Origin of the sequence: Halocola ammonii (genome assembly GCF_049334165.1) — a bacterium.
Taxonomy (GTDB): domain Bacteria; phylum Bacteroidota; class Bacteroidia; order Flavobacteriales_D; family Sanyastnellaceae; genus JBEGHD01.
On the sequence record NZ_JBEGHD010000019.1, the window covers coordinates 1 to 18,777 of the forward strand.

Here is an 18,777-nt window from a genome sequence, read left to right on the forward strand (position 1 = left end):
CCTGTGTGGTGTGTTGGGTTAGCCTTGGGCGCCAGCCTTGAGCGTGCGCCTTTCTTTTTTTCTTTTTTCGGCCAGCGGGCAATTAACCACAACGTATTTAATAAACGTCAGTGCGGCTTCGTCCAACGTTAGTTAAAATTACGGAACACGTTTTTGTCGACCGTGAACATGAAACGAAGAACGGATAAAGCCGCATTGCGTTTATTTTGTGTTGTGCGCAGTTTTTTCTTTTTCAATTCTCGATGTAAGATCGAATATTCTATATCCTAATATAGATTCGATTCTCTTTTGTTTCATATTAAAGTATTTTTCTGATAAATACTCATATTCTCTAGTGTCGACAAATTCTTTGAATAATTTGCGTCTAAATCTTTTTATCTGTTTTGGGGAGGTTTTTTTCCTTGATATCAACTTTCCATTTTCAATATGAACTATGAAAAAGTCTTCATTTTTCTGGTTTCCAACAACCCTTTCATGTCCTAATATGTCGGTCCCAAATACGAGGTAAGATGAGAGCCAGTTCATTTCCACTTTTTGTCGACCATCAAAAATTTCAGAAATCACATTCATTTGTATTAAAGAGCTGTCTTGATCATACCTTCTCGTGATTACAGATGTCAAGTATAAAACAGAGTCTTTGAATTCGAACGTAGCAAAATATTGTTTTGTCGCGCCATATAAATATTCGTCAGTTTCAGGATATTTATCAGGAAACAAGTCGAAATAAGGTTCTAAAGGACTATTCAACATGATCATTGTATCTCCTTCAAAGACAATGTAGTCACGTACGGTGATTACAAAAGCTGTTAAATTTTGACTTAGAAGAATGAAAAATGAGATGATTAGTGATTTCAATTTTGTCGATTTTAAATTGCGCACAACTGTTGCTAAAGTGACATGTCTCTTTATCCAACTATGTGCTGATTATTTTATTTAACTGTTTATCAAGAAGTTAAACCCTATACGCCATCATTTTCGCCAACTGACTTTTGCAAATCTTCAATGCACTCTACTTGCCCAGGTCTTTCACTGACCAATGTACAGTTTTCCCAACTTTTTAAAAAGTGGCTTTGTAAATGCGAGAACTCAGATTTACAGTCAAAAACTAAATTATTACCTTCGCAAAAGTCAATGAGATCACTAGCAGCCATAGCGTTCATCTTTCTTTTCCTCGCCAAAGGGCTCTTCCCTTTTGCGGATATGGGCTGCGAGATCCAAAAACTCCCTTCTCTTTTCGAGCATTTCGAAGAGCACAAGGTGGAGTGCGATAATTCATTTTGGGGTTTTCTCGCTGAACACTACTTCGACATGAGTTCGCACGAAGAAAACCACAACGACAAGCACGATGACCTGCCGTTTCAGGGCGATGGGCACAACTGCCACGCTACCACTTTCCAGATAGCACAAGTGCAATTCGATCTTCCAGTGGATAGTGAACTCAATGCATCACTGAGCTCGTTCTACAAGGCCTCGCCAAGCATCGATTTTTCAGAGGCTCCTTTTCAACCACCCCAGGCTTAATTCAACTCTTTCTGATTTATGGCGGTTTGTGCACCGCTTCCAATTTTCACGAAGTTGAATTAAAGTCATTTTTCCAATGATCAATAACATCATTGCCTTTTCCATCAGGAACAAACTCCTGATAGGATTATTTACCCTGGCCCTCATCGGCACAGGAATCTGGAGCATGACACGCGTTCCGATTGACGCGGTTCCAGATATCACCAACAATCAAATTCAGGTGATCACGCAGGCACCAAACCTGGGTACCGAAGACATTGAGCAGTTTGTCACCTATCCGGTGGAAGTCTCGATGTCGAACCTCCCCGGAGTAGTCGAAATCCGATCTGTTTCGCGATTTGGACTGTCGGTGGTGACAGTCGTTTTTGAAGACGACATGGGCACTTATCTCCCACGCCAGCTCGTGAGCGAGAAGCTCAACCGGGTGCGAGACGAAATCCCTCAGGGCTTTGGCGACCCGTTTATGGGGCCCATCTCTACTGGTCTTGGCGAAATTTTTCAGTACACGCTGGAAGTAGACCCGGCTCATAAAGATGAGTATTCCATCACCGAGCTGCGGTCGATTCAGGATTGGATCGTGAGGCGTCAAATGGCCATGGTTCCGGGCGTGGTAGAAGTTAATGCCTTTGGCGGAAAACTAAAGCAGTACGAAGTGGCTGTTGACCCTGATGAGCTTCGAGCCATCGACCTCAGCATCAACGATGTTTTTGCGGCACTTGAAAAGAACAATCAAAACACAGGTGGTGCCTACATCGAAAAAAACCACCTTGCCAACTTCATTCGCGGTGAAGGACTGGCGCGCGATGTGGCCGATATCGAACATATCGTGGTGAAGCCTGGCGGCAGAATTCCAGTTACCATTGGCGATGTGGCCGATGTAAAAATGGGCAGTGCAATTCGCTACGGTGCTTTCACCAAAGACGGTGAAGAAGGCGTTGGCGGAATGATTCTGATGCTGAAAGGTGCCAACTCCAACAATGTCATCGAATCGGTGAAAGAGCGCATGTCGCAAATCCAAAAGTCGCTGCCCGAAGGCGTGGAAATCGTTCCGTTTATGGACCGAAGCGAGCTGATCGGAGAAACCACGTCAACCGTTGGCAACAACCTGCTCGAAGGTGCGCTCATCGTGATTTTCGTTCTTGTTTTCCTTCTCGGAAACTGGCGTGGCGGTCTCATTGTGGCTTCCACAATTCCACTGGCGCTGCTTTTTGCTTTCATCCTCATGAACGTGTTTGGCGTGTGGGCCAACCTCATGAGTCTGGGTGCCATCGACTTCGGAATCATTGTGGACGGAGCCGTCATCATCGTGGAAGGCACAGTATTTTTCATTTATCAGAAAGTGCGAAAAGGAAAAACAATGAACCAGCAGGAGCGCGATGATGCCACCTACTCGGCTTCTTCGAAAATGATGAACTCTGCGTTCTTCGGCCAACTCATTATCCTGATTGTCTTCTTGCCCATCCTTTTTCTCGAAGGAGTAGAAGGAAAAATGTTTAAGCCAATGGCACTCACTTTCATGTTTGCCATGATGGGCGCCATGATTTTGTGCCTCACCTACGTTCCGATGATTTCTGCGCTCTTCATTCGCGTTTCTGGCAAAGAGCGAAAGTCGTGGGGCGACCGAATCGTAGAAAAGCTAGAAGAAATCTACGAGAAAACACTGGCTCGCGTACTTCGCAAAGCATTCCTGGTGATCGGTTCTGCTGTGGTGCTGCTGGCGCTGGCGATTTTCACTTTCACCAGAATGGGAGGCGAATTCATACCACAACTCGATGAGGGCGATTTGGCTTTTCACATCATCCTCAAGCCCGGAAGTTCACTCAGCGAGAGTATCGAAACATCCACCAGGATCGAAAAAATCCTTCTCGACAATTTCCCGGAAGTGAATCACGCCATGACTCGTTTTGGTGTTGCTGAAGTTCCTACCGATCCCATGCCGATGGACGTTGGTGATTGCATCGTCACGTTGAAACCCAAAGACGAATGGACTTCGGCAGAAACAAAAGAAGAGCTGATTGAAAAGATCAAGGAACGTATCAGTGTGATTCCCGGAGTGAACTACGAATTCACCCAGCCCATTGAGATGCGATTTAACGAGCTGCTCACCGGAGTCCGCGAAGACATTGCCGTAAAACTTTACGGTGAAGACCTCGATGTTTTGGCTGAAAAAGCACAAGAAATGGGCGACATCATCAGTACAGTAAAGGGCGTTGGTGACATGAAAGTGGAAGCGACTTCGGGGTTACCCCAGATGACGGTGGACTACAACCGCGCAAAGTTGGCGCAGTACGGGGTTAACGTGAGCGAAGTTAACAAGCTGATCGAAACGGCTTTTGCAGGTGGCAAAGCCGGAACCATTTTCGAAGGAGAAAGACGGTTTGACCTGGTGGTGAGACTGGACTCAGCCTCCCGAAACGACATCAGTGACCTTCAATCACTTTTCGTTACCACGGTTAATGGCAGTCAGATTCCACTCAAAGAACTGGCTGAGGTGAGCTACGAGCCGGGGCCGATGCAGATCAGTCGCGACAACACCAACCGCAGAACCTATGTGGGGGTGAACGTACGCGGTCGAGACATTCAATCTCTGGTTGAAGAAATTCAGCAAAAGCTGGATGCCGAGCTCGACCTTCCGCCAGGCTACTACATCCGCTACGGTGGTGCATTCGAAAACCTGGAAAGAGCCACAAAGAGACTGAAGTTCGTGGTACCCGTGGCTTTGCTGCTAATTTTCATTCTGATCTTCTTTGCACTAAAATCGGTGAAGCAGACGGGAATGATTTACGTGGCCATTCCCCTCGCAGCAATTGGTGGAGTGTTTTCTCTTTGGCTGCGCGACATGCCATTTAGTATTTCCGCAGGAATTGGATTCATCGTGCTCTTTGGAGTGGCGGTGCTCAATGGTCTGGTGCTCATCAGCGGATGGAACGAGCTCAAAGAAGAAGGTGTCACCGATCTGGGTGAAAGAATTAGGATGGGAGCGAGAAGAAGAATCCGCCCTATTTTGCTCACAGCACTGACCGACATTTTGGGCTTTTTGCCCATGGCACTTTCCACCTCATCGGGAGCAGAAGTTCAGCGTCCATTGGCTACCGTAGTGATTGGCGGACTCTTTACTGCTACTCTCCTTACGCTTTTTATCCTGCCTGTGCTCTACAGGTGGACAGAAAAATCAACTGAAAAAACGCAGACAGATGTTGCACAACAATAAATTCAAAAAGAACGGAAAGCCCGTTTCACTTTTCATCGTGTTGTTTTCGCTTCTGAGCGTCAGCTTCTGCCCGGCCCAATCGCAAGATGATCTTCCGGAGCTTTCGATAGAAGAATTTCTCGAGAGAGCACTGGAAAACTATCCACAGCTCAAAGCCGCGCGACTGCAAATTGAAAGCAGCGAAGCACTGAAGAAAACCGCCTGGGACCTCGGTCAAACGCAGGTTTTTACCGCTGGCGAAGAAGTAAAAAATGGCGAAGGGGTATACACTTTCATCGGTGTTCAACAACAAAACATCGACTTGCTGGGCGTTGCTCCAAAAATGAAAGCTCAAAAGCAACAGGTTGTATTGTCTGAAGCTGCACTCAACCTCAGCATTGAGCAGTTGAAGAGAGAGGTAAAATCAGCCTACGGTGATGCGCTGGTAGCTCGTCAAAAGCTCTTGCTTTTCGAGCGAATCGATTCGATTTACACCGAGTTTGAAAAAGGCGCTCAGCTGAGGTTTGAAGTGGAAGAAACCTCGAAACTAGCATACCTGTCGGCTGCCAACCAGGCCAAAAAGATGAAGCTGCAAAAGGAGCAGGCCGACTACGACTACGCTGCGGCCCTAAGTAAGCTGAACTTGTGGCTGGTTACAGATTCTTCTTTTGCTCCTAGTGCAGAAATGCCAGAAGAATGGTCGACACCCTTGATGCCTGAGTCAAAAATTACAACTCACCCGGAACTGAAATTGGCAAGTGAGAAGAAAAACCTTGCCGAGGCCAATAAAAAAGCAGTGAATGCGCAGTACTTCCCGAAGTTCAATGCGCAGTATGGACCTCAGGAAATCCTCGGTGAGACCGGTTTTTATCAGTACCAGCTGGGCATTTCCATTCCGCTGTTTTTTATGCAAACCCGGGGGCAATCGCAGGCAGCTAAAATCCAAACAGAAATTGCCAGCGAACAGCTGCTCCAAAAAGAAATGGAACTGGAAGCGCGCTATCAATCCGCAGTACAGGAGTTTCTGAAATGGCAAAGTTCCCTGAACTTCTATCGCGAGGAAGCGCTACCTCTTGCCGAAGAACAACGGAAGGGAACGGTTCTGGCCTTTGACGAGGGCGCTATCGACTACACCGTTTTTATTCAAAATATGCGCGAAGCCGTGCAGGTGGAAGTGCAGGCTCAAGAAGCGCTTCAGAATTTTCTCAACGCTCGTTTTCAACTCGAATATTTTTTAAGCTCTAACAACGAATAATCATGAGAACATCAATCATAAATAGATCAACTCTTTTTTCACTTTTTACTGCCGCGGTACTATTTTCCGCCTGCAGCGACAATCAGCACAACCATGACGATCACAACCATGAAGCTGACAATGCAGCTCAAGAACATCACAGCGAAAATGTAGTGCACCTCACTGCCGCCCAGTTTCAGGACCTCGGAATGAAAGTTGGCAAAATGGAAATGCGCGATTTGAAAAGCTCGGTTATGGCCAACGGCCGTCTGGAAGTCCCCCCTCAAAACGAAGCGACAGTCACCGCCATTTTGGGCGGAAATGTTTACGACATTCAAGTAATCGAAGGAGACGATGTTTCAAAAGGTCAAACGCTGGCATACCTATCGCACCCGAGTCTCACTGAGTTGCAAAGCACTTACCTGAAAGCGTATAACAACCTTCAGTTTTTGAAGAAAGACTTTGAGAGAAAGAAAAAGCTCTACGAAAGCGAAGTCGGCTCGGGAAAAGAATTTCAACAGGCGGAATCAGAATATCTCACCGCTCAGTCTACTGTGAAAAGTCACGAAGCACAACTGCGCCAACTTGGCCTCAACCCCGATCGGATCAGGGAGGGGGAATTCTATCAAAAGCTACCAATAAAAAGTCCCATCAACGGAAGCATCACGATGGTTGAAGTCAAAACAGGTCAGTACGTGTCACCAGATACACCACTCTTTGAGATCGTAAATGTGGAGCATATTCATGCCGACCTCATGGTGTTTGAAAAAGACGTAGCCAAGGTAGAGAAGGGACAGGAAATCACGTTCACAGTAGAGTCTCTTCCCGGCCAGGAGCTTTCTGCAGTAATTTATGCCGTGGGTAAAAAATTCGAGCAAGATCCAAAAGCCATTCACATTCATGCAGAGATCAACAACAAAACCGGAAACCTGATTCCGGGAATGTACATCCAGGGTGAAATTCATGTTGACAGCCAGAATTTCGCAGCCCTTCCCGAGCAAGCCATCGTGAGCGAGGGCAGTCATTTCATGGCTTTTATGGCGCAGCAGGGAACGCCCGAGGACCCTGAAGAATGGGAATTTACAGCTGTGGAGCTCACTCCAAAAAAGTCGTACAAAGGATGGACGGCTGTAGAATTTAGTGAGAAGATCCCGGAGGAGGCCAATTTCGCACTAAACAATGCTTACTACCTGCAGGCCGAAAAGGACAAAGAAGGAGCAGAGCACAGCCACTGATGCAGGGCTTTAGCACAATCGCGTAACATTGGTTACTTCAGTTTCACGAGCAATCAAAGAATTTTGCACCCGTGAATTTGAAGAAAAAAATAATCGCAATGGCCTTCTCAGTTGTGTCAGCAGCTGGCCTCTCTGTTTGCTGGGGCCAGCAACATCAAGATTCGCTGGCTGTACACAACATAAGAGAAGTATTTTCGGAAGGTCACTTCCATGGCCACTTCCGAAACTATTTCATGGCCACCAACAACCGAGGCGATGACCGCGACTTTTGGACCAACGCTACAGGAGGTGCTCTTCACTACAGCACAGCCAACTGGAAAGGGTTCGAAGCTGGCGTAAAAGGAATTTTTACCTATCGCACAGCTTCTTCAAATTTGTACAATGAGGAAGACCCTGGTGCTTCGGCAAAGTGGGAGATTGAGCTCTATGATGTTCACCGACCGCAAGTCGGCAATGACCTGGACAGACTCGAGGAGCTCTATTTGCGCTATCGGTCGAAACAATTTTGGATCACCTACGGAAAGCAAAACATCAACGAAGGGCCACTCCTCTTGATGCGTGATGGACGAATGAAACCATTTGTTTACCGCGGCTTTTGGAGTGGGATTGAAACAAAAAATCACGCAGCTCGAATTGGATTCATCAATGGAGTTTCGCCCCGTGGTATGACCGAGTGGTACGACCTCAACGAAGCCATTGGTCAGTCTGGAAATGGTTTTGAACCAAATGGAACCCCTGCTGAATATCACGAAACTGCCTCTTCTCGCGGATTGGCGGTTGTTGGTTACAAGTATCACTCTTCAGAATCCTGGACCAATCAGATTTGGGCTTACGTTTTCGATAGAATTTCAAGCACCTACTGGTTTCAGTCCGACTGGGAAAACGATGAATTCTTTGCCGGAGTGCAGTACGTTCATCAGCACCCTTTACCAAAGCAATCGGAGCTGGACTACGCAGAGCGGTATGTGCAGCCAGATGAGCGAGCGGATGTAATTTCCGGTCAGGCGGGATTCAAAAAAGGATGTTTCAGATTCAGCGGAGCTTACCTCCACGCCTTTGACAACGGTCGGTTTCTTTACCCGAGAGAAATGGGAAGAGAAAACTTTTACGTTTCGCAGCCACGAAGCTGGGTAGACGGCCTGGGAAATCTGGACATCTTTCAGCTGGGAGCGGTTTACGAATTGAGAAAGGCGAAGCAGAAACTTCTGGATTTATCCATATTCCTAAACCGTGTTGAGTCCACCGGAAGGAACAACGTAGCGTTCAATAAATACAATTTGCCGGTTTACAATCAAGTGACCTCAACGATCACTCATCAATTTGGCCACCTGCTGAAGGGACTCGAGGTGAGCTTTCTCTACGTTGGAAGGCTTAGCGAAGACCCAGACGAGATGACCGATGAGGACATGGCTTACAGAACGAACTTTCACCATTTCAATCTGATCGCAAACGTCAACTTCTGACCGATCGGAGCAAAAGTCTCAGATAAAAACTGAGCACAATTTGAAAGTCAAATTGTTAAATTAATAACTGAAAAAAGAAAGACAAGAAATGAATATCAAGCAATTTTATGATGACGCACTCGCTCACGCATCTTATGCAGTGGTGAGCGAAGGAAAGATGGCAGTTGTTGATCCAGCGCGCGATCCAAAGCCTTATTACGATTTCGCCAAAGAGCAAAACGCTGAAATCGTTGCCGTTTTTGAAACACACCCTCACGCAGATTTCGTGAGCAGTCACCTGCAAATCCACAAAGAGAAAAACGCTATCATTTACGTTAGCGGAAAAGTAGGTGCCGACTACCCGCACGAGGCTTTTGACGGAGGCAAAGAACTGTCAATTGGCAAAATTACTTTCAAAGCCATCGACACTCCGGGGCACTCGCCAGACAGCATCACGATTGTTGCTACCGATCGGGATAGCGGAGAACAGGCGGCTTTCACCGGAGACACCCTTTTTGTAGGAGACGTTGGTCGACCCGATTTGCGCGAAAGTGCCGGCAAAATAAAAGCCAAAAGAGAGCAGTTGGCGGAAGACATGTACGACACCATCCACAACAAGCTGCTTAAGCTTTCAGACGAAACTTTGGTTTACCCGGCTCACGGTGCGGGATCGCTTTGCGGAAAAAACATGAGCAGTGAAAACTCGAGTGTTATGAGCAAGGAGAAAGAGACCAACTGGGCGCTTCAGGAAATGAGCAAAGAGAGTTTTGTGAAGTCTCTGCTCGAAGACCAGCCGTTTGTTCCAAAGTATTTTGGTTACGATGTTGACATCAATAAAGAAGGTGCAGAATCTTTTGAGAAAAGTACTGCCGATGTAAAACGACTCAGTGGGACTGACGAAATTCCCGGTGGCTCGCTCATTATCGATGTGCGCCAGCAAGAGGAATTCAAAAAAGGCCATCTTGAAGGATCGATCAACATCATGCTTACCGAAGGGGACAAGTTTGAAACCTGGCTCGGATCTACAGTGAACCCCGGAGAGGAATTTTATCTTGTAGCTTCGGATAAAAAGCAACTCGAAGGAGCCATTAAGCGATCTGCAAAAATCGGCTACGAGAAGCAAATCAGAGGCGCAGCAGTGGCCACAGGAAACCTGAAAGAGAAAACGCCAATTCTCGATCTCGACAAGTTTAAGTCCAACCAATCCGACTTCACCATTGTCGACATCCGCAACGCTTCGGAAGTGAAGGAAGGCAAAATTTTTGAAAATGCCATCGCCATTCCGCTACACGAGTTGCGCGAGAGAGCCAATGAGTTGCCAGGAGACAAGCCCGTTGTGGTTCATTGTGCAGGTGGATTTAGGTCTGCTGCCGGAGCGAGCATTCTGGAAGATAAACTCAACACCGATGTTTACGATTTGAGCGTAGCTATCAAAGAATTCAACCAGAAGGTTTCCGCGTAAAAGCGCGAACTAAAATCAATCATTGGAAAGAGCGGCCAGGGAGCCGCTCTTTTTATTTTGCCCTTGCATGATCTCAGTCATTGGATAAAGGTTTCAGTTGAGCTATTTTAGCTTCAGTTAATCATTTTCTCAACCAAAAGTGTCAACTCAAAATTTTCCGACTTACGCCAAATTTGCCTTCATCGCCATCGGTGTTACTCTGGTGATAGTCGCGATGACTTATGCGCGAACCTTGCTACTCCCACTGAGCTGGGCCGTGCTTTTCTCGCTTTTGATTCTGCCGATTCAGAAGAAACTTGAGAGGTGGCTCCGATACAGAGTTCTGGCAACTTTCGGCAGCGTGATCATTCTCACGATCATTATCGGTGGAGTGATCTTTTTACTTTCTTCCCAAATCGGGAACCTGCTGAACGATATGCCGGTTCTCATGCGCAAGCTCAACAACCACCTCGAAGATCTCAGACAATTCATCGACAGTCATCTAGGAATCCCCTACAAGGAACAGCCTTCAGAGTTTTTCAATCGCATCAGTGGTTTCTTGCAAGACAGTGTTTCTTCTATTGGCATTGCCCTTTCGAACACTGTAAAGACCATCGTATTCCTCGGGATGCTTCCGGTTTATACGTTCTTCATCTTGCTCTACAGAAATCGGATCAAGCAGTTTTTCCAATTGCTCTACCAAAACGAACACCGCGATGCCGTTTTGCACACGGTCTGGAAATCCACCAATGTGGTTCAGCAATACCTTACCGGAATGGTTGTAGTCACATCTGTAGTTGCTGTTTTGGTGTATCTCTTGTTCACTATCCTTGGAGTGAAGCACGCCATCTTCTTTGCGATTTTCCTGGCTGTTTTCAACCTCATTCCTTTTGTGGGTGTTTTCATCGCATCGCTTGTTTCGATTCTCTACGTCATGATTACCAAGGACGGCCTATTTTACCCCATCATCACACTGGCATGTCTCTGGGGAATTCAGATCCTGGAAAACAACATCATCACACCACTTATCGTGGGGCGCCATGTTCAACTGAATCCTCTTGCTGTTCTGGTTGCTATCGTTCTGGGAGGAATTATTTGGGGTGTATCGGGAATGATTCTCTTCATTCCGCTGCTCGGTGGTCTCAAGGTGATTTTAGACAACAACCCCTCTTCCCGACCTTATGGTTTTTTACTCGGAGACGACCCTGCAGAGAATTAAAATCCCCAATCTCCGTCAGCCAAAAGCGGCCTTCTGAAATTGTAGAAATAATTCTGTAAATTTCGCTCTACCTTACTTTTCTCATCCTTCTTCCAAAGAATTATTTAAAAACCTTTTCATAATAACCTATGAGTAATTACCACGTCAAGCATTTAGAAGAATATTTTAAAGTTTACCGAAAATCGGTGCGCGAGCCGGAAGTTTTTTGGAGCGAAATTGCCGAAGAACATTTCCTCTGGAGAAAACACTGGGACAACGTATTGAGCTGGGATTTTCGCAAACCGGAAATAAAGTGGTTTGAAGGTGCAAAACTCAATGTTTCGGAAAACTGTATCGATCGTCACCTGAGAACAAAAGGTGACAAAACAGCCATCCTTTTCGAACCCAATGACCCTGAAGAAAAAGCTCAGCATATCACCTACAATCAGCTTCACGAGCGAGTGAACAAGTTCGCCAACGTGCTGAAAGAAAATGGCATCGAAAAAGGCGATCGTGTTTGCATCTACCTGCCAATGATTCCGGAACTCGCTGTTTCACTTTTGGCCTGTGCCCGAATTGGCGCGGTGCACTCCGTGGTTTTTGCCGGGTTCTCGGCCACGGCTCTCGCCACAAGAATTAAGGACAGCGATTGCAAAATGGTGATTACCTCAGACGGTTCTTATCGCGGTGCCAAAACGATTGACCTGAAGGGAATCGTTGATGAAGCTCTAAAAGAATGCCCGGGAGTAAAGAATGTACTCGTTGCCAAAAGAATCAACTCCGACATTCACATGGAAGACGGCCGCGATAAGTGGTTACAACCACTGCTCGACAAAGCTTCGGACGAATGCGAACCAGAGATTATGGATGCTGAGGATCCGCTGTTTGTGCTCTACACTTCGGGCTCCACAGGAACCCCAAAAGGAATGGTGCACACCAGCGCTGGCTACATGGTTTATACAGCCTACACTTTCAAAAATGTATTTCAGTACAGGAATGATGATGTGTATTGGTGCACGGCCGACATCGGATGGATCACCGGTCATAGCTACATCGTTTATGGACCTTTGGCGAATGGAGCCACCACAGTAATGTTCGAAGGTGTACCGAATTATCCGGATTACAGCCGCTTTTGGCAAGTGGTGGAGAAACACAAAGTGAATCAGTTTTACACTGCTCCAACAGCCATCAGAGCGCTGGCAAAACAAAGCCTCGACTACATCGAAAAGCACGACCTGTCTTCACTAAAAGTGCTGGCCAGCGTTGGAGAGCCGATCAACGAGGAAGCCTGGCACTGGTACAACGACAATGTGGGTAAAAAGAGTAGCCCGATTGCCGACACCTGGTGGCAGACAGAAACCGGTGGGATTATGATAGCTCCGATTCCCTATGTTACTCCAACGATTCCTACTTACGCCACTCTCCCGCTCCCCGGTGTGCAACCAGCGCTGATGGACGAAGAAGGAAAAGAAATTGAAGGAAACATGGTTGACGGCAGGCTTTGTATCAAGTTCCCCTGGCCGGGAATGGCGCGCACGATCTGGGGAAATCACGAGCGCTACAAAGACACTTACTTCTCGGCTTTCGACAACAAATATTTTTCCGGAGATGGAGCACTCAGAGATGCCGTGGGCTACTACCGCATCACCGGTCGCGTGGATGATGTGGTGATTGTTTCCGGTCACAACCTCGGCACGGCTCCTATCGAAGATGCAATCAACGAACACCCTGCTGTTGCCGAGTCGGCCATTGTAGGTTACCCGCACGATGTGAAAGGAAATGCCCTTTACGGATTTATCATTCTGAAAGAAACGGGCGAAAGTCGTCAGCATGAAAATCTCAAGAAGGAAATCAATCAGGTGATCACGGAGCACATTGGGCCGATCGCCAAACTGGACAAAATACAGTTCACCAACGGTTTACCTAAAACACGTTCCGGAAAAATCATGCGCAGAATCTTGAGGAAAATTGCCGAAAACAACTTTGAAAATCTCGGTGACACTTCCACGCTGCAAGATCCTGAAGTGGTGGATGAAATCATTGAAGGACGCAAAGATTCATAACCTGAGTTCGATTCATAGTTTAGGCTTCAGACCACTTCTAAACAGTGAGTTTCAACTACAAGTTTGGAAGGAATAGCGAGCTATTTCAACAGACTTGTAGGCCGGAAATTGCTGTTTAAAAGCGGAATTCGAAGAATTTTTTCATAAAACGCAATAATGCTACGTTGCTCTTGTTCGATTTAGCTCGCTAGATCCTCTCAAAAGCGCCTTGCCTATTGCGTTTTATGAAAATCTGAAACTATAAATATGAGTCAAACTCAGGTTCATACAAAATCGAGAATCGCTTTTACTCAATGAAAACCCTCATAAACCTAATCCCCCGGTGAAATTTTGCTGGGGGATTTTTTTATTCCATCTCAGCTTTTCTCAAAATGATGTAATACATAATGGCTCTTTTTCCGATACTTGTTTAGTTGATGGTAATTAAGTAATCACATACAGACACTCACTTTACTCTGATCGCCACGCTCTCTCTCGACTCCGCTCGAGAACCTCCTACCGCACCAGCCGCTAGTGCGTGGGCAGGCCGGTTGTCGAGCGGAATCGAGACAAAAGGGAAGGAATTGATCAAGTTCGATGTAGCAATTCCTTTTGTGGAAACTTGCGGAAATACACCCCTGCAGTCTATCCAATCTGAGGTGTTGATATTTTCTACTAGCGTGCGAAGTGCAGGCAGGGTTAAAGCCTAATTTCATACTGTTCTAAAAACTGACCCATCATGTCGAAATTGCTTCGAATTCTCGCGACAATCTTCTGCCTCTTTTTTCTGCTGCAAAGCGATCTAATCATAGCGCAGTCGGTGCCGGACGCAATCAGCTACCAGGCTGTTGCCCGCGACAACAACGGCTCTCCCTTGATCACTACAAACCTGAACGTAAGACTGGGAATACTTGCAGAAGAAGCTGACGGGGAGCTCGTTTACGAAGAGGAGCACCTTGTCACAACTTCCGAGCTCGGACTGTTCGACCTGATGATCGGCAACGGAACTAACACCGGTAATGGACAAGTGGCAACGATTGCTCAAATTTCCTGGCAAGACGGAGCATTCTTTCTGAAAGTGGAAATCGATCAGGGACTGGGCTACGAAGAAATCGGCACCAGCCAGTTCCTTACAGTGCCCTTTGCTTTTTACAGCGATTTGGCAAAAACGGCCCTCGATGTAAACGATGCGGATGCTAACCCCAACAACGAGCTGATCACCGATTTTACGCTCACCAATAGCAGCCTGACGATCACCGAGGCGGGAGAAACTTTTACGGTAGATATTCTGCCTGCTTTTCAGGATCTCGACAACGACACAACCAACGAAGCCATTTCCGTGATTGAACTCGATGGCACCAACCTCAATGTAACCGAGGGGTCGGTCAGTTTTGTAGTTCCTCTGGAATCTTTGGTAGATGATGGCGACTGGGTTCAAAACACATCCGGTGTTCACAACACTACTGACAACATTGGGATTGGCACCAATAATCCTCAGAGCACACTCGAGCTGAATGGCTCCATGGGTGTGAATTTCATTTCAGCTACAGGGCCACAGACTGTAGTTCTCGATGACACTCACCACGTGATTCTCGCAAACGTAACCAGTGGTGATGTCACTGTTTCACTGCCTCCAGCCTCCTCCTGTCCCGGTCGTATTTACATTTTGAAACGCTATGCGCTGCCACCAACCGATCCCGTTTCTAACGACCTAATCATCGAAACCAATGGAAGCGAAACGGTTGATGGGTTTGCCAATCCTTTACTGACAGGTTTTGAACGAAACAACGCAACTCTACTGAGCGATGGCAGCAACTGGTGGGTAATCGAAGGAAAAGTAACCGGTTTATGAGATTGAACACAGGAATTTTCATCGCATTCTTTTTGATCGTCTCTTTTGCTTCGGCACAAGTCACGATCTCGAGGCAGGTGATTTCGCCTTTTGCACTTACCGGAGGCGAAGGAGTGAAAATCAACTCCACAGCGGGCCAGCCGGAGTACACCACGGGCGATTCGGAAAACACAATTCTAACTCAGGGATTTCAGCAGCCCGAGCAAATTGATCCGCTGCAAGTGGATTATCAGGTTGCCTTCCCGCAGTGCTCTAACGGCTCTGATGGCAACATTCAAATCACCTCAATCAGTGGCTGCGCGACTGACGAATACGAGATTTTTTGGAATGGCCAACCCGGAGAATTGATTCTCAGTGGTGTTTCACCTGGGAGCTACAAGCTCGAAGTTACCGGCCCGGGATTCTGCAGCTTTTCAGCGGTGATTCAAATCAGCGAGATGGACATTTCCCAGGATTGCGAGTTGAGCTTTTACAACACGCTATTTCCCAACGGAGCCACCGACAACCAGTCCTGGATTATCGAAAACATCACTTTGGCGGAATACGAGCAAAACACGGTGAAAATTATCAATCGATGGGGGCAAACAGTTTGGGAAGCCGACAACTACGACAATGAAACGACTGTATTTCGAGGAGTAGGCGACAACGGGAGCGAGCTTCCCGATGGAACTTATTTCTATGTGGTAGAGGCTGGAGGATTAACTTTTGACGGATACATCGAACTGCTGAGATGAGTTGGGCGAAAAAAACATATCGACTTGTTTTCATCACTCTTGGGATTGTGATTTCTACTTCGGCCGGTGCGCAACAGGAGTGGCTTTTCACACAGCACTCGTTCAACCTATACGATGTAAATGCGGCTTATGCCGGAAACTACAACGGGCTGGCCACGGCCATTCGTTATCGCGATCAGTGGACCGGGCTCGATGGAGCTCCGAACACTCAGCAGATTTCTCTTCACTGCCCCATTCAGCGCGACAAGTTTGGCGTAGGACTTCAGGTGAGAAATGAAAGTATCGGAGCACGCAATCAGTTTTCTGCGAAGCTTGGCTTTTCTTACAAAATCAAGTTTGCCAAGGGAATGCTATCGTTCGGATTGCAAGCGGGAGCCCTGCAGCAAACCATGAAAGTAAGCGAACTCACAGCTAAAGATGAAAGCGACATTTACCTGCTCGGAGGGGATCTCAGCTCTCTTACGCCTACAACTGATGCAGCGCTGTTTTTCAACACCTCAAAATTTTACATCGGAGTGCAGGGAACTCATATTTTCCCGGCAGATCTCGTCTTTGTCGATGGCAGCAATGCGCGGAGCTACTACCACCTGAATGCAGTTGTAGGTCGAGTTTTTACCCTTTCAGAAAAATGGAAACTCAAGCCTTTTGCGATGTTGCGAATGGCCGAAAACGTAAAACCCCAGGCCGAAGGATTTGCCTCAGTTCTCTATGACGACATTCTTTGGATTGGGGCTGGCTACCGGCAAAATTTCGGTCCGTCTTTCTTCACCGAGTGGAATGTCACAAAGAGATTTCGCGTAGGCTACTCGTTCGATTTACTCACTAATCCGCTCGAAGCCAGTCAAACCGGAAGCCACGAAATTTTCCTGGGCTATAATTTTCAGTTTCGAAAATCAGCACCGTCAATCAGATATTTTTAATGCAGAAAAGACTTTGTCAAATAGCATTTTTCATTTCGCTGCTCTGCCTTGCAAGTTTGGCTTTGGGCCAGGCCGAAAGCACGAGTATCAAAAAAATTGAGGTACCCAAAGTCGATCAGGACCTGATGGCCACAGGCATTTTTCAAAATCAGTTAATCCTTTCAATTGCAGAAAAAGAAAACCTGATCAACACGATCGATCGTCAGGCTCAAAAAACATACTCGCTTCACCTCGCTGAGTTTGGTGAAAAAGCTGGTCAACTGGAAAGTCCTAAGAAACTTTCAGGAAAGCTCGATGGATTTTATGACGATGGCTCAGCCTCGTATTCCCCAAAAGACTCCGTGATTTTTTTCTCCAGTGCCAACGGATACTTTTCCGGAAGCAGCAAAACACTCAATATCTTCTACTCTTACTTCGAAAACGGAAAGTGGTCACAGCCCTACTCCTTTCCCTGGAATAGTGACAACTATCACCTGGCTCACCCGGTGATGAGCGAAACAGGCGACCAACTATTTTTCAGTTCCAACATGCCCGGAGGCGAAGGCGAAATGGACATATACGTGAGTTTGAAATCAGACACGGGCTGGACTAAGCCCATTAATCTTGGGCCGGGAGTGAATAGTAAACACAATGAGATTTTCCCATCGTGGTGGGGTGATCAACTCTACTTTTCCAGCAATCGGCCCGGAGGCATCGGCCAGCTCGACCTCTACTCCGCCAGCAGAAGCGATCAGTGGAAGTCAGTTAGTCACCTCGATGAGCCTTTCAATTCTGAAAAGGACGATTTCCTTCTGATTTATCAGTACGAAGATCAGGGCTTTCTCACCTCAAACCGAACAGGGAAAGACGCACTCTACTTTTTTGAAAAATCAAGTGCTGAGCAAAACGGAGTAGTTCGCCACGGTTTGTTTGAATGCCAGGGCACTCCGGTAAGAAACGCTGCCATCGTTTTGAGAAATACCCGAAACGAGGTGGTTTTGAGAACGCGAACTGATTCGTTAGGTAGATTCAAGATGACCGGAATTGGCGAAAAAGAACAGTTTTCCATTGAATTGGACAGTGGCAGTCCCGAGATCGATCGCTGTGCAGTGCTTTTTCTCACTGATGAAAATGGTCGAAAAAAACAGCGAATCGTGCAGAATGAAGATGGGCTGTTCATCTTTGAAATTCTGCCGAATGACGAAATTCCGCCTATGGCGATGAAGGAAAACGAGGACGAGAGCATTCTGAAAATCGACCTTGAAGGAAAAGTCGTTGACGAATCGGGAGAGGAAGTGGAAGAAGGAGAACCGATCTACATTTTGGACGACAACGGTGAGCTCATGGCGCTAGCCTACACCACCGATTTTGGAAATTTCAAGTTCTCGGAAATCTCACCAAACGCCACTTATAAACTGAAAATGAACGAAGACGATCGCTCTTTAAGTCTGGTGATTTACGATGGCGATGAGGAAATCACCGTGCCGATGAACGATAAAAACGAAGCGGTTTACGAACGAGCTTCGGAAAATGATGGAATAGAAATCGTTGACGAATCCAACAAAAAGGTCAACATTAGAAATGACGAGAAATTTGTGGTTGACAATATCTACTACGCAACAGATGAGTATCGACTCAATGTTATCTCGATGCGAGAACTCAACAGATGGGTGACGATTTTGAAGAAGAACCCGAACGTGAAAATTGAACTGACCTCCCACACGGACTCGCGAGGAGTTGACGAATACAACATGAAACTTTCAGACAGGCGAGCTCAGGAAGCCAAAAAGTACCTTGTTGAAAAAGGAGTTCCCGAAAATCGAATTATCGCAAAAGGGATGGGTGAAAGCGAATTGCTCAACGATTGTGACGATGAAAGTGATTGTGATGAGGACCAGCACGCCATCAACCGAAGGACGGAAATCCGTATCTTTGCAGCCGAAAAATAAGTCTGTGCGTTAACTCGTTGAGCGGACCTCATTCAACAGT

The 18,777-nt window shown here is 46.7% G+C and carries 11 protein-coding genes and 1 pseudogene; 11 read left to right on the top strand and 1 reads right to left on the bottom strand.

The window, feature by feature from the left end:
- Window positions 1-201: 201 nt before the first annotated feature.
- Entirely contained in the window at window positions 202-855 is a 654-nt protein-coding gene (locus ABHV44_RS15340) for a hypothetical protein (RefSeq protein WP_459075598.1), read from the bottom strand.
- Between the two features lie 276 nt (window positions 856-1,131).
- On the opposite strand from ABHV44_RS15340, the gene ABHV44_RS15345 reads away from it, so the two are divergent.
- The 11 genes and pseudogenes from ABHV44_RS15345 to ABHV44_RS15395 all read left to right on the top strand — a co-directional run bounded on the left by ABHV44_RS15345 (window position 1,132) and on the right by ABHV44_RS15395 (window position 18,737).
- Window positions 1,132-1,521 (top strand): hypothetical protein, encoded by a 390-nt coding sequence (locus ABHV44_RS15345; RefSeq protein ID WP_459075599.1) that lies wholly within the window; start codon window positions 1,132-1,134, stop codon window positions 1,519-1,521.
- A gap of 76 nt (window positions 1,522-1,597) precedes the next feature.
- Window positions 1,598-5,966 (top strand): annotated as a pseudogene (locus ABHV44_RS15350) (CusA/CzcA family heavy metal efflux RND transporter).
- Between the two features lie 2 nt (window positions 5,967-5,968).
- A complete protein-coding gene (locus tag ABHV44_RS15355) occupies window positions 5,969-7,180 on the top strand; it encodes an efflux RND transporter periplasmic adaptor subunit (protein WP_459075600.1) in 1,212 nt (403 codons plus the stop codon).
- A 98-nt stretch (window positions 7,181-7,278) separates the two neighbouring features.
- Window positions 7,279-8,643: a hypothetical protein gene (locus ABHV44_RS15360; RefSeq protein ID WP_459075601.1), complete on the top strand. Its 1,365-nt coding sequence runs from the start codon at window positions 7,279-7,281 to the stop codon at window positions 8,641-8,643.
- Window positions 8,644-8,731: 88 nt separating this feature from the next.
- Window positions 8,732-10,084 (top strand): MBL fold metallo-hydrolase, encoded by a 1,353-nt coding sequence (locus ABHV44_RS15365; protein WP_459075602.1) that lies wholly within the window; start codon window positions 8,732-8,734, stop codon window positions 10,082-10,084.
- A 139-nt stretch (window positions 10,085-10,223) separates the two neighbouring features.
- Entirely contained in the window at window positions 10,224-11,282 is a 1,059-nt protein-coding gene (locus ABHV44_RS15370) for an AI-2E family transporter (RefSeq protein WP_459075603.1), read from the top strand.
- A gap of 128 nt (window positions 11,283-11,410) precedes the next feature.
- A complete protein-coding gene (gene acs, locus ABHV44_RS15375) occupies window positions 11,411-13,324 on the top strand; it encodes an acetate--CoA ligase (protein WP_459075604.1) in 1,914 nt (637 codons plus the stop codon).
- Between the two features lie 718 nt (window positions 13,325-14,042).
- Window positions 14,043-15,155 carry a hypothetical protein gene (locus ABHV44_RS15380; RefSeq protein WP_459075605.1) on the top strand — a complete coding sequence of 371 codons (1,113 nt, stop codon included), beginning with the start codon at window positions 14,043-14,045 and terminating at the stop codon, window positions 15,153-15,155.
- On the top strand, window positions 15,152-15,889 hold the full coding sequence (locus ABHV44_RS15385; RefSeq protein WP_459075606.1) for a T9SS type B sorting domain-containing protein: 738 nt from the start codon (window positions 15,152-15,154) through the stop codon (window positions 15,887-15,889). The genes ABHV44_RS15380 and ABHV44_RS15385 overlap by 4 nt, the downstream gene beginning before the upstream one ends.
- Window positions 15,886-16,809, top strand: coding sequence for a PorP/SprF family type IX secretion system membrane protein (locus tag ABHV44_RS15390; protein WP_459075607.1), 924 nt, complete (start codon window positions 15,886-15,888; stop codon window positions 16,807-16,809). Before ABHV44_RS15385 ends, ABHV44_RS15390 begins: the two co-directional genes overlap by 4 nt.
- Window positions 16,809-18,737, top strand: coding sequence for an OmpA family protein (locus ABHV44_RS15395; protein WP_459075608.1), 1,929 nt, complete (start codon window positions 16,809-16,811; stop codon window positions 18,735-18,737). Before ABHV44_RS15390 ends, ABHV44_RS15395 begins: the two co-directional genes overlap by 1 nt.
- Window positions 18,738-18,777: the final 40 nt, after the last annotated feature.

Bases quoted from the DNA above. Each gene is read 5' to 3' on its own strand.
- ABHV44_RS15345 (WP_459075599.1), top strand. From the start codon at position 1,132: ATGAGATCACTAGCAGCCATAGCGTTCATCTTTCTTTTCCTCGCCAAA.
- ABHV44_RS15355 (WP_459075600.1), top strand. From the start codon at position 5,969: ATGAGAACATCAATCATAAATAGATCAACTCTTTTTTCACTTTTTACT.
- ABHV44_RS15360 (WP_459075601.1), top strand. From the start codon at position 7,279: ATGGCCTTCTCAGTTGTGTCAGCAGCTGGCCTCTCTGTTTGCTGGGGC.
- ABHV44_RS15365 (WP_459075602.1), top strand. From the start codon at position 8,732: ATGAATATCAAGCAATTTTATGATGACGCACTCGCTCACGCATCTTAT.
- acs (WP_459075604.1), top strand. From the start codon at position 11,411: ATGAGTAATTACCACGTCAAGCATTTAGAAGAATATTTTAAAGTTTAC.
- ABHV44_RS15380 (WP_459075605.1), top strand. From the start codon at position 14,043: ATGTCGAAATTGCTTCGAATTCTCGCGACAATCTTCTGCCTCTTTTTT.
- ABHV44_RS15385 (WP_459075606.1), top strand. From the start codon at position 15,152: ATGAGATTGAACACAGGAATTTTCATCGCATTCTTTTTGATCGTCTCT.
- ABHV44_RS15390 (WP_459075607.1), top strand. From the start codon at position 15,886: ATGAGTTGGGCGAAAAAAACATATCGACTTGTTTTCATCACTCTTGGG.
- ABHV44_RS15395 (WP_459075608.1), top strand. From the start codon at position 16,809: ATGCAGAAAAGACTTTGTCAAATAGCATTTTTCATTTCGCTGCTCTGC.